This is a genomic window from Colwellia sp. MB02u-14 (assembly GCF_014076915.1).
Classification (GTDB): domain Bacteria; phylum Pseudomonadota; class Gammaproteobacteria; order Enterobacterales; family Alteromonadaceae; genus Colwellia_A.
The window spans coordinates 26,265-42,646 of sequence record NZ_JACGUX010000079.1 but is presented as its reverse complement, the minus strand read 5'-3'; the positions used below and the strand labels follow the sequence as shown (position 1 = coordinate 42,646).

12 protein-coding genes are annotated in these 16,382 nt (G+C 37.8%); all 12 read left to right on the top strand.

Annotation, left to right across the window (positions count from 1 at the left end):
- Positions 1–31 precede the first annotated feature (31 nt).
- The 12 genes from H4J52_RS10520 (at position 32) to H4J52_RS10465 (ending at position 16,287) form a co-directional block, all read left to right on the top strand.
- Complete coding sequence (locus H4J52_RS10520) at positions 32–2,731, top strand: SLBB domain-containing protein (RefSeq protein WP_182224666.1); 2,700 nt, start codon at positions 32–34, stop codon at positions 2,729–2,731.
- Positions 2,732–2,768: 37 nt separating this feature from the next.
- Positions 2,769–4,049, top strand: a complete 1,281-nt coding sequence (tviB, locus tag H4J52_RS10515) for a Vi polysaccharide biosynthesis UDP-N-acetylglucosamine C-6 dehydrogenase TviB (RefSeq protein WP_220459968.1) — start codon at positions 2,769–2,771, stop codon at positions 4,047–4,049.
- A gap of 97 nt (positions 4,050–4,146) precedes the next feature.
- Positions 4,147–5,172, top strand: coding sequence for an NAD-dependent epimerase/dehydratase family protein (locus H4J52_RS10510; protein ID WP_182224664.1), 1,026 nt, complete (start codon positions 4,147–4,149; stop codon positions 5,170–5,172).
- Positions 5,173–6,517: 1,345 nt separating this feature from the next.
- Positions 6,518–6,811, top strand: coding sequence for a hypothetical protein (locus tag H4J52_RS10505; protein ID WP_182176905.1), 294 nt, complete (start codon positions 6,518–6,520; stop codon positions 6,809–6,811).
- 13 nt (positions 6,812–6,824) lie between these two features.
- Positions 6,825–7,109 carry a GIY-YIG nuclease family protein gene (locus H4J52_RS10500; protein ID WP_182224662.1) on the top strand — a complete coding sequence of 95 codons (285 nt, stop codon included), beginning with the start codon at positions 6,825–6,827 and terminating at the stop codon, positions 7,107–7,109.
- Positions 7,110–8,358: 1,249 nt separating this feature from the next.
- Entirely contained in the window at positions 8,359–9,444 is a 1,086-nt protein-coding gene (locus H4J52_RS10495; protein WP_259367850.1) for a GNVR domain-containing protein, read from the top strand.
- Positions 9,444–10,478, top strand: coding sequence for a UDP-N-acetylglucosamine--undecaprenyl-phosphate N-acetylglucosaminephosphotransferase (wecA, locus tag H4J52_RS10490; RefSeq protein ID WP_182224660.1), 1,035 nt, complete (start codon positions 9,444–9,446; stop codon positions 10,476–10,478). Before H4J52_RS10495 ends, wecA begins: the two co-directional genes overlap by 1 nt.
- Positions 10,479–10,791: 313 nt before the next feature.
- A complete protein-coding gene (locus H4J52_RS10485) occupies positions 10,792–11,265 on the top strand; it encodes a GDP-mannose mannosyl hydrolase (protein WP_182224658.1) in 474 nt (157 codons plus the stop codon).
- Between the two features lie 38 nt (positions 11,266–11,303).
- Complete coding sequence (locus H4J52_RS10480) at positions 11,304–12,704, top strand: mannose-1-phosphate guanylyltransferase/mannose-6-phosphate isomerase (RefSeq protein WP_182224656.1); 1,401 nt, start codon at positions 11,304–11,306, stop codon at positions 12,702–12,704.
- Positions 12,705–12,725: 21 nt separating this feature from the next.
- Positions 12,726–14,147 carry a phosphomannomutase CpsG gene (locus H4J52_RS10475; protein WP_182224654.1) on the top strand — a complete coding sequence of 474 codons (1,422 nt, stop codon included), beginning with the start codon at positions 12,726–12,728 and terminating at the stop codon, positions 14,145–14,147.
- Between the two features lie 30 nt (positions 14,148–14,177).
- Positions 14,178–15,311, top strand: coding sequence for a GDP-mannose 4,6-dehydratase (gene gmd / locus H4J52_RS10470; protein WP_182218503.1), 1,134 nt, complete (start codon positions 14,178–14,180; stop codon positions 15,309–15,311).
- Positions 15,312–15,315: 4 nt separating this feature from the next.
- A complete protein-coding gene (locus H4J52_RS10465) occupies positions 15,316–16,287 on the top strand; it encodes a GDP-L-fucose synthase (RefSeq protein WP_182224652.1) in 972 nt (323 codons plus the stop codon).
- Positions 16,288–16,382 lie beyond the last annotated feature (95 nt).

The following is a 16,382-nucleotide window of genomic DNA, read 5'->3' as shown; positions in this document are numbered from 1 at the left end:
ATCTTGAATTTATAGGAAATTTATTGCGCCAATGATGAATATTATTCGCTATGTTATAGCAGCCTCTTTACTTTTTACGCTCTCTATTAATTTATATGCACAGCAGGTGTCTGCTCAGCAAATAGAACAATTTAAAAAACTACCTAAATCTCAGCAACAAGTGTTAGCTAAAAGTATGGGGGTTAACCTCAGTGCTATCGAAGCACAATTAGCCGGAAAAAACACTCAACAAGGACCGGTAAATACCCCTATTATTCCACGCGCTTTAAACGGCGATAATACGAACAATCAAAATGAAAATGAATCAGATGAGCAAAAGAATGCAGATAATCTGTTCAAAAAGCTTCCCCGTTTCGGTTTAGACGTTTTTGCAAATGCCCCTTCTACTTTTTCGCCAGTAATGGATATTGCTATTCCTGAAGGTTATATCTTAGGTACAGGGGATTCAGTCTCTGTACAAGTGTTTGGCAAAGAAAACCGCGAAATGAACTTAACGGTCAGTCGTGAAGGAGAGTTGGTTTTCCCTACTTTTGGACCAATAAAAGTGGCAGGACTCACTTTTTCAGAGCTAAAAAAATTCGTTGTTAATAAAGTAAAACAAAAGATTATTGGCGTTGATGTTGTGGTAAGTCTTACCGAACTGCGTTCAATGCGTGTTTTAGTCATGGGCGCTGCTTATAAACCAGGCCCATATACTCTTAGTTCTTTGTCTTCAGTAACTCATGCCATTTTTGCTGCGGGTGGTATAAGTGATATTGGTTCATTAAGGAACATCGAAGTTAAGCGTGGCGGTAAACTTATTCAAAAAGTAGATCTATATGAACTACTGATTGAAGGTGATTCATCAAGTGATATTTTATTACAATCAGGTGATGTTGTTTTAATTCCTGCTCAAGGACCAAGTGCATCGATATTTGGTGAAGTGCGTCGTCCTGCTATTTATGAATTAGCTGAAAAAGATAATTTTGATTCTGTTATTGCCATGGCTGGTGGCTTATTGCCTTCTGCCTACCCTAAGTCAGCGACTGTAGAAAGATATAATAGCAGTAACTTGCGAAGCATCATCAATATCGACCTATCAAATAAAAATGAAAGTGCAAAAGCCGTTGAGCCAGGTGACTATATTCGCATTTTGAAAAGCTCAGACATGTATGGTCAATCAATTACCCTCATTGGCGCGGTAGCCAGGCCTGGGAAATATCAGTGGCATAAACAGCAGCAATTATCTGATGTTATCCGTAATGCAGACTCTTACTTACTGCCCTACGCCGACCTAAATTACGGCATTATTGTTAGAGAGATAGATAGCGCACGCAATATTGAAATATTACAGTTTAACTTAGCCGAAGTTTTTGCTGATAACAATTCTATAAATAATATTCAGCTAAATACCAATGATAAAATTATTGTTTTTTCAAGTGCGATTACCTTATCAGATGAGCAATTTTTATTAGATGAACTTGCTTATACACAAGAAGAGCTCTTGGCGAAAGAAAGAAATTTAGTCATTAAAAGTGATAAACGGAAAAAGTTCTGGAATAAGTATGGCAAAGATAGTCTTGTGGCGAACAGTGCTAATGAAGAGGTTCAACAATCTATTAACGACATTAGTGGCGGCGTAACGAAAAATATTGTCAATGTTCGTGAAATGGCTTTGTTTTCTCGTCAACGTTTACTGGTGCCTATTGTCAATAAACTACGCCAACAAGCTGGCGCTGGCACACCTATTCAGTTGGTTGAAGTTGACGGAGAAGTTAAATTTCCTGGTGTTTATCCACTCGGGAAATATTCACGTGTTAATGACTTAATTAGAGCGGCTGGCGGCGTTAAAGAATCAGCTTACTTATCGCGAGCTGAATTAACGCGTAACGAAATGGATGGTATGAGTGCTGTAAAGATATCAAAAAACATTCAACTTGCTAACGCACTTCAACAAGTCGATGAAGACAACATTATACTAAAAAGTAAAGACCGTTTAAATGTACATCGAATTCCTGCCTGGAGCGAGAACAATGTTATCGAGTTACGAGGTGAAGTACTTTTTCCGGGTAAATATACCGTTCGCCGTGGCGATAAATTGTCTCGTGTTATTAAGAAAGCGGGCGGTTTAACATCGTTCGCTGACCCCAATGGCTCAGTGTTTTCACGGGTGAAATTAAAACAACTAGAGAAACAAAACTTAATCAAAGTGAGTGCAGACTTACGTATAGAAATGGCAACGAAGTCATTGTCAAGCAATAGTGCGGTTACCTCTTACACCGAAATACAATCGCTTCTTGCTGATTTAACTAAAGTAGAACCCGTAGGGCGTTTGGTCATTAACTTACCACGGGTTATTGCGAGTAATGATTATGATGTTGCTGTTGAAGGGGGCGATATTCTCTACATTCCAACGATGAAAGACTCTGTTAATGTTATGGGACAGGTACAAGTTAATAGTTCTCATATGTTTGACTCATCACGAAGCGTTGAACAATATATTGCACAAAGCGGTGGCTTGAAAAAGCGCGCTGACGATGAAAGAATTTACATTATTTCGTCAAACGGCAGTATCAGAATGCTCCAAGAAAGTAATTGGTTTGCGGGTACTAGCGACTCCGCTTTAAAACCAGGAGATTCTATTGTAGTGCCACTCGATTCTGAGTACATGAATAGCTTAACGCTCTGGACAACGGCAACCACCATTATGTACAACACCGCAGTAGCAGTTGCTGCGATCAGTGGACTTTAAACGCTTTTTATAAAAATTCAAAATGGAATGAATAAAGATGATCAACGATTTAAGTGAAGTAAAATTAGCCATAATTGGTTTAGGCTATGTAGGTTTACCTTTAGCGGTAGAGTTTGGTAAAAAATACCCAACCTTAGGTTTTGATATTAACCAATCTAGAATTGCAGAACTACAAAGTGGTACAGACCGTACACTAGAAGTGAGTGATGAAGAGCTTGCCCATACTAAAGCGTTATCTTACTCATGCACCGTTGATGATTTAAAAACGTGCAATGTATACATTGTTACGGTGCCCACACCGATTGATAAGCACAAACGACCTGATTTAACCCCGTTAATTAAAGCCAGCGAAATGCTGGGTAAAGTCATTAACAAAGGCGATATTGTTATTTATGAATCGACGGTTTACCCTGGCGCTACAGAAGAATCGTGTATTCCTGTTGTAGAACAGTTTTCAGGCTTAACGTTCAATACCGATTTTTTTGCGGGTTACTCACCTGAACGAATCAACCCAGGCGATAAAGAACATCGGGTGATTAATATTTTAAAAGTAACCTCAGGTTCAACGCCTGAGATAGCTGAATTTGTTGACCAACTCTACCGCTCTATTATTATTGCTGGCACACACAAAGCCAGTTCGATAAAAGTGGCAGAAGCGGCTAAAGTGATTGAAAACACCCAGCGCGATGTCAATATTGCATTGATTAATGAATTATCAATCATTTTTAACAAACTCGGTATCGACACATTAGAAGTACTAGAAGCCGCAGGTACAAAATGGAACTTTTTACCCTTCCGTCCCGGGTTAGTCGGTGGTCATTGTATTGGTGTTGACCCTTATTATTTAACCCATAAAGCACAATCGGTGGGTTATCACCCTGAAATGATTTTAGCTGGCCGTCGCTTAAACGATGGTATGGGAGCCTATGTAGTTTCTCAACTGGTTAAAAAAATGCTGAAAAACCGTATTCAAGTTGAGGGGGCCAATGTATTAGTAATGGGCTTAACGTTTAAAGAAAACTGCCCTGATTTACGCAACACCAAAGTTGTTGATATTGTTAGCGAGCTAAAAGAATATAATATAAATGTCGATATTACCGACCCTTGGTGTTTAAGTGAAGCTGCAGAACATGAATATGGCCTGTCGCTAAATCAAACACCGAAAGCCGATACTTATGACGCGATAATTTTAGCGGTATCTCATGACCAGTTTAAAAAACTAGGTGCTGAAAATATTCGTAAGTTGGGTAAAAAGAACCATGTTCTTTATGACCTAAAATACTTACTCCCCAAAGACAGTGTAGATATGCGTTTGTAGCGTTAGTTATCTTTTAAGTAACTACCCCTCATGTGAAATAGATATAATGATCCTGAACTTTTTTCAGGGTCTTAAAATAAATAAGTAAAGGAAACTAATGTCTCGTTTTAGCGAAGTTAAAATTCAACTCGAACAAACACCCAAAAAATGGCTTGTTACTGGCGTCGCTGGTTTTATTGGTTCAAACATTCTTGAAACATTACTAAAGCTTGGTCAAACAGTCGTGGGTTTAGATAACTTTGCAACGGGCCACCAGCGTAACTTAAACGAAGTTCAGTCTCAGGTTTCAGCAGAGCAATGGGAAAATTTTACCTTTATTAAAGGTGACATTCGAAATTTTGATGATTGTCAAAAAGCAGTTTTAGGTGTTAATTACATACTTCATCAAGCAGCTTTAGGTTCAGTACCACGTTCAATTGCAGACCCAATATTAACGAACGCTGCTAATATTACCGGTTTTGTTAATATGTTAACCGCAGCAAAAGAAGAGCAAGTCAGTACTTTTGTTTATGCCGCTTCAAGTTCTACTTACGGTGATCATCCTGCATTACCTAAAGTAGAAGAAAATATAGGCAAGCCATTATCACCTTACGCCGTAACAAAGTATGTAAACGAGCTATATGCTGACGTGTTCAACAAAACTTATGGTTTGAATGCAACCGGTTTACGTTACTTTAATGTATTCGGTAAACGTCAAGACCCCGACGGAGCATATGCAGCCGTGATCCCAAAATGGACAGCCGCGATGATCGACAACCAAGACTTATATATCAATGGTGATGGTGAAACGAGCCGTGATTTTTGTTTTGTTGAAAATGCGGTACAAGCAAATATATTAGCGGCTACAGCAGATGATGCCGGTAAGAACCAAGTTTATAATGTGGCTTTAGGCGATAGAACAAGCTTGAATACTTTATTCGATAGCTTAAAAGTCGCATTAAAAGCAAATGGCGTAAATTATGATAAATCAGCAATTTATCAAGATTTCAGGGCAGGGGATGTTTTACATTCTCAAGCGGATATTTCTAAAGCTAAAAATTTATTAGGTTTTGAACCTGAGTTTAAAATTCAACAAGGTATTGATAAAGCGATGCCTTGGTATATTAATTTTATGACAAAATAGATAAGTAAAGTCCGATTTTATCGGACTTTACATTGTTGAATGCAAAGCTCAAACATAAACCCGTTTGGCCAATACGCACAGGCACTTCGCCATAGTGGCAGCGTAACCCGTAATACTGATTGTGCACCCGTCATCCTGACACCAACACCGTCAACCAGACTCCACTACTGTCATCCTGAACATAAAACCGTCATCCTGAACTTGTTTCAGGATCTGTACTTACCTACAACCCCCAGATACTGAAATAAATTCAGCATGACGACAAAAGGGCAGGAAAATACCGTGACTCTGAACAAAAACTATAATCATGAAGCCAACACCATCATCAAGAACTCTGACCATCATTAAGAACTCTGACCATCATTAAGAACTCTGCACCATTAACAAGTTAGCGATTACCCACCATCGTAGCCGCGCATCCCCGTCATCCTGATTGTGTACCCGTCATCCTGAACTTGTTTCAGGATCTGTACTTACCTACAAACCCCAGATACTGAAATAAATTCAGCATGACGACAAAAGGGCAGGAAAATACCGTGACTCTGAACAAAAACCATAATCATGAAGCCAACACCATCATCAAGAACTCTGCACCATTAACAAGTTAGCGATTACCCACCATCGTAGCCGAGCAACCCCGTCATCCTGATTGTGTACCCGTCATCCTGAACTTGTTTCAGGATCTGTACTTACCTACAAACCCCAGATACTGAAATAAATTCAGCACGACGACAAAAGGGCAGGAAAATACCGTGACTCTGAACAAAAACCATAATCATGAAGCCAACACCATCATCAAGAAGCCAACACCATCATCAAGAAGCCAACACCATCATCAAGAACTCTGCACCATTAACAAGTTTGCGATTACCCACCATCGTAGCCGCGCATCCCCGTCATCCTGATTGTGTACCCGTCATCCTGAACTTGTTTCAGGATCTGTACTTACCTACAACCCCCAGATACTGAAATAAATTCAGCACGACGACAAAAGGGCAGGAAAATACCGTGACTCTGAACAAAAACCATCATCAAGAAGCCAACACCATCATCAAGAAGCCAACACCATCATCAAGAACTCTGCACCATTAACAAGTTAGCGATTACCCACCATCGTAGCCGCGCATCCCCGTCATCCTGATTGTGTACCCGTCATCCTGAACTTGTTTCAGGATCTGTACTTACCTACAAACCCAAGATACTGAAATAAATTCAGCATGACGACAAGCGGCAACGCGCCTAAACGGGACACTAAAATAAACTCATCATAGATAACTGACAAAGTATTAAAGCTATACTACACTGAATAAGTGTAAATTTTATGTTAACAAAAGGAGCTTGTGATATGAATACTCAAATCTATGTTTATATATTACAGTCAGTAGACGGCCGTTATTACACAGGTTGTTGTGATGAACTTGATATCGTATTGGCTAAATACGACAAATATAACAAGCTGTTGTTAGACAATGATATAAGCTTACCCGCTAAACTCGTACATCAACAGAAATTTAAAACGGAAGAAGAAGCCAGAGAAATAGCAAGTGAAATTAGACAATGGAGTAAAAAAGAAAAACAATTTCTTATTAACAATGATTGGCCTGAAATATCTAAATTAGCGAAAAAATTTATTTACTAATAGGCTTGTCAATATGAAACAGCCGCATATTTATATAATGACAAATATAAAAAATACGACACTATACATAGGTGTAACGAGTCAGCTAGTTCAGAGGGTCTATCAACATAAATCTAAACTTACATTAGGCTTCACCCATAAATATAACCTGAATAAATTAGTATATTTTGAGTCATTTGAAACGATGTACGATGCGATAACAAGAGAAAAGCAACTTAAAAACTGGCGAAGGGCCTGGAAGGAAAATTTAATAGAACAAATAAACCCTAATTGGCTAGATTTGAGTAAAGAATTATAAAATACCTCATAAAAGAAAGGTCCACCTAGCTCTCTAATGTGTAACGTAAACCAGACTCACTAACGTTAGCCTAAACAAAACCGACATCTTGACAAGACCACCGTCATCCAGAGCCAACCACCGTCATCATGAACGTAATACCGTCATCCTGAACTCGTTTCAGGATCTGTACTTAGAAGCAAAAAAACCAGATACTGAAATAAATTCAGCATGACGACAAAGAACTACGTAATTCTACGTGTATGTCCCGTTATCCACACACAAGCATTGAAAGCCTGACACACAGTCATCCAGAGCCAACCACCGTCATCATGAACGTAATACCGTCATCCTGAACTCGTTTCAGGATCTGTACTTATAAGCAAAAAAACCAGATACTGAAATAAATTCAGCATGACGACAAAGAAATACGTAATTCTACGTGTATGTCCCTTTATCCAGACACAAGCATTGACAGCCTGACACCACCGTCATCCAGAGCCAACCACCGTCATCCTGAACGTAATACCGTCATCCTGAACTCGTTTCAGGATCTGTACTTAGAAGCAAAAAAAAACCAGATACTGAAATAAATTCAGCATGACGACAAAGAACTACGTATTCTAAGTATATGTCCCGTTATCCACACACAAGCATTGACAGCCTGACACCACCGTCATCCAGAGCCTATTACCGTTATCCTGAACTCGTTTCAGGATCTGTACTTAGAAGCAAAAAAAAACCAGATACTGAAATAAATTCAGCATGACGACAAAGAACTACGTAATTCTAAGTGTATGTCCCGTTATCCTGAACTCGTTTCAGGATCTGTACTTATAAGCAAAAAAAACCAGATATTGAAATAAATTCAGCATGACGACAAATAACTACGTAATTCTACCTGTATGTCCCGTTATCCAAACACAAGCACCGTCACTCTGAATGTAATACCGTTATTCTGACCCAAATATCGTCATCCTGAACTCGTTTCAAGATCTGTACTTAAAAGCATTAATATATAAAAAGTAAACAACCCATTATTTGATAATCGTTAAGTTAAACGAAAAAATTGCACATATAGTTAATTATCTAAAGTGAATGTTTATTAATCATTAATGAATTTTTATTTGCTAAAAACAAAAAAAAGAACAGTAAGATAACAACTTTATTACAAGTATCTGTGTGTTGACCTTTACATAACTTAATTTAATACAGTATAATTCGTAAGCTTTAATAGGGAAGTGTCCTATTGTTATTCAAATAGTTAAGTATGGAAAATCTGCAAGTGCCAAATCAGAATCAATCGAATCATAATAGTACTCAGCAATCCACTACACCCTTTTCTCAAGAAGCGCTTTTGCTTTCTCAGCAAATGGCTCAACAACTTGCCGAAAAAAATAACTCAGACGATGAAATTGACTTAGCAGATTTATGGCGAGCTATATGGTCAGGGAAATATATTATCATCGTTATTTCCATTATCTTCGGAGCTTCTTCTGTTGCTTTTGCCTTATCAAAACCTGATATCTATAAAGCTTCAATTTTATTAGCACCAGCCTCATCAGACTCTGCCGGTGGAATGGGTGCACTTGCCGGGCAGTTCGGTGGTTTAGCCAGTCTTGCAGGTATTAGTTTAGGTGGCGGTGGAACTGATAAAACAGCAATTGCTCTTGAAATTATAAAAACACGCTCATTTTTAGAAAAATTTATTACTAAACATGAACTGCTCGTACCGCTTATGGCTAGTGAAAATTGGGACAAATCAACAGACTCTCTTGTTATTAATAAAGAAATTTATGATAGTAAAAATAAAAAATGGCTCAGTAAAGTTTCAGCTACTGAATCACCTGAACCATCTCAGTGGCAAACTTATCAAAGATTTTTAAGCTTATTAACGATTTCACAAGATAAAGCAACATCATTAGTGAATATCGATATTGAGTTTTATTCACCTGATATAGCAAAAAAATGGCTTGTTTGGTTAATTACAGACGTTAATAACTTTATGCGTGAGCAAGACGAACAAGAAGCTCAATCATCAATTGATTACTTAACTAAACAGTTAGGAAATACTGAAGTTAGCGCCATGGAAACTGTTTTTTATCAATTGATTGAAGAGCAAACAAAAAATATGATGCTAACTAAGGTTTCATCAGAATATGTTTTAAAAACGATTGACCCTGCTCAAGTACCTGATACCAAAGCTAAACCAAAGCGTGCATTAATTGTAGTACTAGGTACAATGCTGGGGGGTATATTGTCGATACTTATCGTATTAATCAGACACTTTACTAATAACAATAAGTCGACTAAAACTAAGGAAGAAAATTTAGCGCAAGCTAATAGGAAATTATAATGGACGTATTTATCTCTGCACTTACCGCATTTTGCTTTGCCTTTATCGCAATTAAATTCTTTAAACCGGTAGCAATAGAAGTTGGCTTAGTTGACAAACCCAGCGAACGAAAATTGCATGCCGGACATATTCCGCTTATTGGCGGGATTTCAATCTTTATAGCGGTACTCATGGCTAGCCTTTTATGGCTACCGAATACCTTAGAGCTTCGTATGTACCTCATTGCCTCAGCAATGATGGTTTTCATTGGTGCGGTAGACGACAAATTTGACTTAAAAGTACGTATTAGAATTATTGGGCAGCTTATTGTCGCTAGCTTAATGATTTATGGTGTGGGTGGTTATATTTCAAACTTAGGTAACTTGTTTGGCTTAGGTGATGTAACACTAGGCCCTATAGGCATTATATTTACCTATGTCGGTATTATTGTTGTTATCAATGCTTTTAATATGGTTGACGGTATAGATGGTTTGATCGGTAGTTTAAGCATTAACACTTTTACGGCTATCGCTATTCTATTCATCATGAGTGGACAAACTGACTATATAAGTTACCCATTAATTCTTGCCACAGCAACCATCCCGTACTTGATTTTTAATTTGGGTTTAGTCAATAAGTCAAAGAAAATTTTTATGGGTGACGCAGGAAGTATGTTCATTGGCTTGAGTGTTATTTGGTTGCTTACTATGGGGACTCAAAATGATAACGCTTCATTTCGCCCAGTAACAGCTCTATGGATTTGTGCTATTCCATTAATGGATATGTTAGCAATTGTCGTACGTCGTTATAAAAATGGTAAATCACCATTTAAACCCGATAGAGACCACCTTCATCATATACTTCAACGTGTTGGATATAGCACACGACAAGCATTAGTCATTATTTCTACCTTTGCAGTAGCAATGTCTGTAATTGGTTTGGCGGGTGAATATTTTGCTATACCTGATGTAATTATGCTGACAGGTTTTATTTTTATGTTTGCCAGTTATGTCGTGGTAATCAGAAAAATTACAAAATTTGAAAGAGTAAAATAGATAAACCTATTGGTTGAATGGATTATAAGTTACTTAAAGTTCTCTAGTGCTTTGGTTATAAATGTTAGAGACAATTTTACTAAGAGAAATAGTCTCTATCACTACAATATTTTTTTTAAGAAAATAAATTGCCTGAGATTTGGTGTTGATCTCATTTAACAGTTGATATGGTGCAATTACTGTTTTTTTGATTGCGTGTACTAGCGTATCGATAATATGAGATTAGGCCTGTGAAATTTTACCTATCTGTTTAGAACTAGTGAACAGTAAATGCTGTGTTATATCACAAAAAAAATTATAAAGAAAAATATTCATGTTACCCTTTGAAACATTCAAAAAAATCGTTAAATCTACCCCGTTAGTATCAATTGACCTCATTGCTAGAAACTTAGAAGGTCAAATATTGCTAGGAAAAAGAACTAATAGGCCGGCTAATGGCTATTGGTTTGTACCTGGTGGCCGTATATTAAAAAATGAGTGTTTCGAGTCTGCATTTAATCGTCTCATAAAAGAAGAGTTAGGGCTTGATAACGTACAGTCAACTTTTAAAGGTATCTACCAGCACTTTTATGATGATAACTTTTCTGAAGATGATTTTTCAACGCATTATCTAGTACTGGCTTATGAAATAACTTTTAAGGGTGATTTAGCTTCTTTACCACTTGAACAACATTCAAAATACAAATGGTTCGCTGAAAAAGAGCTCGTTGAAAGTGAACAAGTGCATAAACACAGTAAATGGTATTTTCAAGAAAATAAACAAGCAGATGCTCCTTTAAATAAGTAACATAATTCAAATCAAATGATTTTAAACGGAAATTTTATATGATCACTCCTGTTATTATGGCTGGTGGCTCTGGCTCAAGATTATGGCCATTAAGTCGTTCTTTATTCCCTAAGCAGTTTCTAGCCTTAAACGGCAAAGCAACAATGCTTCAGCAAACCTTACAGAGACTTACTGGTTTAACGCTTGAGCGTCCGGTAGTTATTTGTAATGAAGAGCACCGTTTTATCGTTGCGGAGCAATTACGTGAAATCAATCAATCTGGCACTATTATCCTAGAGCCGGTTGGCCGAAACACAGCACCTGCAATTGCATTAGCCTCAAAGACAGTTGTTGAGTCTAAAGATTCACTCATCCTTATTTTAGCGGCTGATCACGTTATTCTTAATGAAAGCGCTTTTATCGATGCTGTCGAAAAAGCTATTCCTCTAGCAGAAGCGGGTAAACTCGTGACTTTTGGCATTGTACCTACCGAAGCACATACCGGTTATGGCTACATAAAACGTGGCGAATCTGTTAATGAACATGGCTTTCAAGTCGATGCCTTTGTTGAAAAACCTAATGCAAAAATAGCCAGTGAATACTTTGAAGGGAAAGAGCATTATTGGAATAGCGGCATGTTTTTAATGAAAGCAAGTCGGTACTTGGAAGAGTTAAACCAATTTAGACCTGATATTTATACAGCATGTGAAAGTGCTTTGGCAAACACATCAAAAGATGAAGACTTTATTCGAATAGATAAAGGTGCCTTTGAAAAATGTCCCGACGAATCTATTGATTATGCGGTAATGGAAAAAACATCAGATGCGGTTGTGGTTCCATTAGATGCAGGTTGGAGCGATATTGGATCTTGGTCTGCATTATGGGATGTAAATAACAAAGACTCTAATGGCAATGCCGTGATTGGTGACAGCATTATGCACGAAACCACTAACAGCTTAATTCAAGGCAGTGAAAGATTAATTGCCACGGTTGGTATCGACAATTTAGTTATCGTTGACACAAAAGATGCTTTACTCGTTGCAAGCAAGGATAAAGTACAAGATGTTAAAAAAATCGTTGAACAATTAAAAGCAGAAGGTAGAGATGAGTTTAAGAATCATCGTGAAGTTTATCGTCCTTGGGGTAAGTATGATTCTATCGATAATGGTACTCGCTATCAGGTGAAGCGTATAACGGTTAAACCCGGTGAAAAATTGTCTATTCAAATGCATCATCACAGGGCTGAGCATTGGATAGTGGTGTCAGGTACGGCAAAGGTCACAAATGGCGATAAAACATTTTTAGTGACAGAAAATGAATCTACATACATACCTATTGGTGTGGTTCATGCGCTGGAGAATCCAGGGAAATTACCTTTAGAAATAATAGAAGTCCAATCAGGAACATACCTCGGTGAAGATGATATCGTTCGTTTTGAAGATCGATATGGCCGCGTGTAAACCAATGCTAATGAGAAGAATATGACTGAACTTACTTGTTTTAAAGCATACGATATTCGTGGGCAACTAGGTGAAGAACTTAATGATGAAATAGCTTACCGAATAGGGCGAGCTTTTGCTCTGTACCTGAAACCTAAAAAAGTTGTAGTAGGTGGGGACATTCGTTTAACTTCACAATCATTAAAACTATCGTTTTCAGACGGTCTACGGGATGAAGGTGTAGACGTATTTGATATAGGGATGACGGGCACCGAAGAAATCTATTTTGCCACAAAAAATTTAGGCATGTGTGGCGGCGTTGAAGTAACCGCTAGTCATAACCCGATGAATTATAATGGTATGAAATTCGTTAGAGAAGATTCTAAGCCAATAAGTGGCGATACCGGTTTAAATGCCATTAAAGCGCTGGCTGAAAGTCAACCTTGGAAGAATAGCGGTCCTACTATGCAAGCAACCCCAAAAGGGGAATATACACAAATCTCGAATTTGGCTGCTTATGTTGACCACTTAATGACATACATAGCCCCTGAAAATATTACCCCTCTTAAATTAGTGGTAAATTCGGGTAATGGCGCTGCAGGTCATGTTGTTGATGCAATAGAGGTAGCGTTTAAACAGCTCAATATCCCAATTGAATTGATTAAAGTGCATCACGAAGCTGATGGTAATTTCCCTAATGGTATACCTAATCCACTATTGATTGAAAATAGGGAAGATACCGCTAAAGCGGTTCGTGAGCATAATGCAGATATGGGGATAGCATGGGATGGCGATTTCGATAGATGTTTTTTGTTTGATGAAACAGGTGAATTCATCGAAGGGTATTATATCGTAGGATTACTAGCTGAAGCTTTTTTGAAAAAAAATACGGGTGGAAGTGAAAAACCAACAAAAATCATTTATGATCCCCGCTTAACGTGGAATACCGAGCAAATAATTAAAGAAAATAATGGCGAAGCCATTATGTCCAAAACAGGTCATGCTTTTATTAAAGAGCGAATGCGTAAGGAAGATGCCGTTTATGGCGGAGAAATGAGTGCTCATCACTATTTTCGTGATTTTGCATATTGCGACAGTGGTATGATCCCATGGTTTTTAGTTGCAGAGTTATTATCAGTTAAAAAGCAGACGTTATCTTCGATGGTTAAAAATTGTATTGCTGCTTTTCCTAGCTCAGGAGAGATTAATTCAAAACTCGACAATCCAACGTTAGCGATAGAACGAGTATTAGAGCAATACGAAAAACAGGCGATATTCATCGATTATACAGACGGTATCGGTTTATCTTTTAAAGAAATAGATGCTAAAAACACGTTTGAATGGCGCTTTAATCTAAGAACATCAAATACTGAGCCGGTAGTTAGACTCAATGTTGAAGCGAAAGGTAATGTCGCTTTAATGCAAGAAAAAACAAATGAATTATTAGAGCTGTTAAGAAAATAACATCTTTTAAACTAAATTTAGGAAATAAAAATGACAAAGAATAAAGTAGCTTTAATTACCGGTGTAACAGGTCAAGATGGTTCGTACCTTGCTGAATTGTTGTTAGAAAAAGGCTATGAAGTTCATGGTATCAAACGTAGAGCTTCTTCGCTAAATACTGAGCGTGTAGACCATATTTATCAAGATAATCATGAAAATAATCAAAAGTTCTTTTTGCATTATGGCGATTTGACGGACTCTTCAAATTTAACGCGCATTATCAAAGATGTTCAACCTGATGAAGTATATAACTTAGGGGCACAGTCACATGTCGCTGTTTCATTTGAATGTCCTGAATATACTGCTGATGTAGATGCCATGGGCACACTTCGTTTATTAGAGGCTATTCGATTTTTAGGTATGGAAAAAACAACTAAATTTTACCAAGCATCTACTTCAGAGCTATATGGTGAAGTACAAGAAATACCACAAAAAGAAACAACACCTTTTCACCCGCGCTCGCCTTATGCTGTAGCTAAAATGTACGCGTACTGGATAGTTGTTAACTACCGTGAATCTTACGGTATGTATGCGTGTAACGGTATTTTATTTAATCATGAATCACCACGCCGTGGTGAAACCTTTGTAACGCGTAAAATCACCCGCGCTATTACCAATATTTCTCAAGGGTTAGAAAAGTGTTTATTCCTGGGTAATATGGACGCACTTCGTGATTGGGGACATGCTAAAGATTACGTGCGTATGCAATGGATGATGTTACAACAAGAAACTGCCGATGACTTTGTTATTGCAACGGGTAAGCAAATATCTGTACGTGAATTTGTATCATTATCAGCTAAAGAAGTGGGTATTGAATTAGAGTTTACCGGTGAAGGTCTTGATGAAATAGCGACAGTTAAAGCTATCACTGGCGATAACGCACAAGCACTAACTGTTGGTGATGTAATTGTACGTGTTGACCCACGCTATTTCCGCCCAGCAGAAGTTGAAACGTTACTCGGGGACCCTTCAAAAGCAAAAGAAAAATTAGGTTGGGTACCACAAATCACTGTAGAAGAAATGTGTGCTGAGATGGTGCAGAACGATTTAAGTAAAGCAAAGCAACATGCACTACTTAAAGCCCACGGTCATAAAGTCGCTATGTCAATTGAAAATCAGGGTTAAGAGTATGCTTGCCTTAGATACTAAAATATTTGTTGCTGGTCACCGTGGCATGGTTGGTTCGGCGATTGTTCGTCAGCTTGAAGCAAGTGGTCATACTAATATCATTACTCGCACACGAAGTGAATTAGACTTGACTAACCAGCAAGCTGTTGTTGATTTTTTTCAAGCTGAAAAAATAGAACAAGTCTATTTAGCTGCTGCTAAAGTGGGAGGGATTGTTGCTAATAATACTTACCCTGCTGATTTCATTTATGAAAACTTAATGATTCAGTGCAATATGATACACAGCGCACACTTGGCAAATATTCAGCAATTATTATTTTTAGGTTCTTCATGTATTTATCCTAAATTGGCAGAGCAGCCAATGAAGGAGGCCGCTCTTTTAACCGGTACACTTGAAGAAACTAACGAACCTTATGCCGTAGCTAAAATAGCGGGAATAAAGCTTTGTGAAAGCTATAACCGACAGTATGCTCGAGATTATCGTAGTGTCATGCCGACCAATCTTTATGGTGCACATGATAATTTTCACCCCGAAAATAGTCATGTTATCCCTGCTCTTTTGCGACGGTTTCATGAAGCTAAATTAAATGGTGATAAAGAAGTTATTGCATGGGGCAGTGGCAAGCCGATGCGTGAATTTTTGTATGTTGATGATATGGCTGATGCATCTATTCATGTTATGAATTTAGATAAGTCTACCTATGATGAAAATACAGAGCCTATGTTAAGCCACATTAATGTAGGTACTGGTGTTGATTGTACAATAAGAACGTTGGTTGAAACCGTCGCTAAAGTTATTGGCTTTACAGGTGAAGTTAAATTCGACCCTAGTAAACCAGATGGTGCACCACGTAAACTGATGAATGTTGAACGTTTGAAATCATTAGGGTGGGAACATTCAATTTCATTAGGTGAAGGATTAACTCTGTCTTATCAATGGTTTGTCAATAACCAAGATAAGTTCAGAGGTTAGGTGAAAATGAAGTTACTAGCAGTAATAACAAGTATTTGACACGTGGTATTACTCTGTTGGTTTTTTCTTGGTTAGATAGGGGCACTTACGATAGT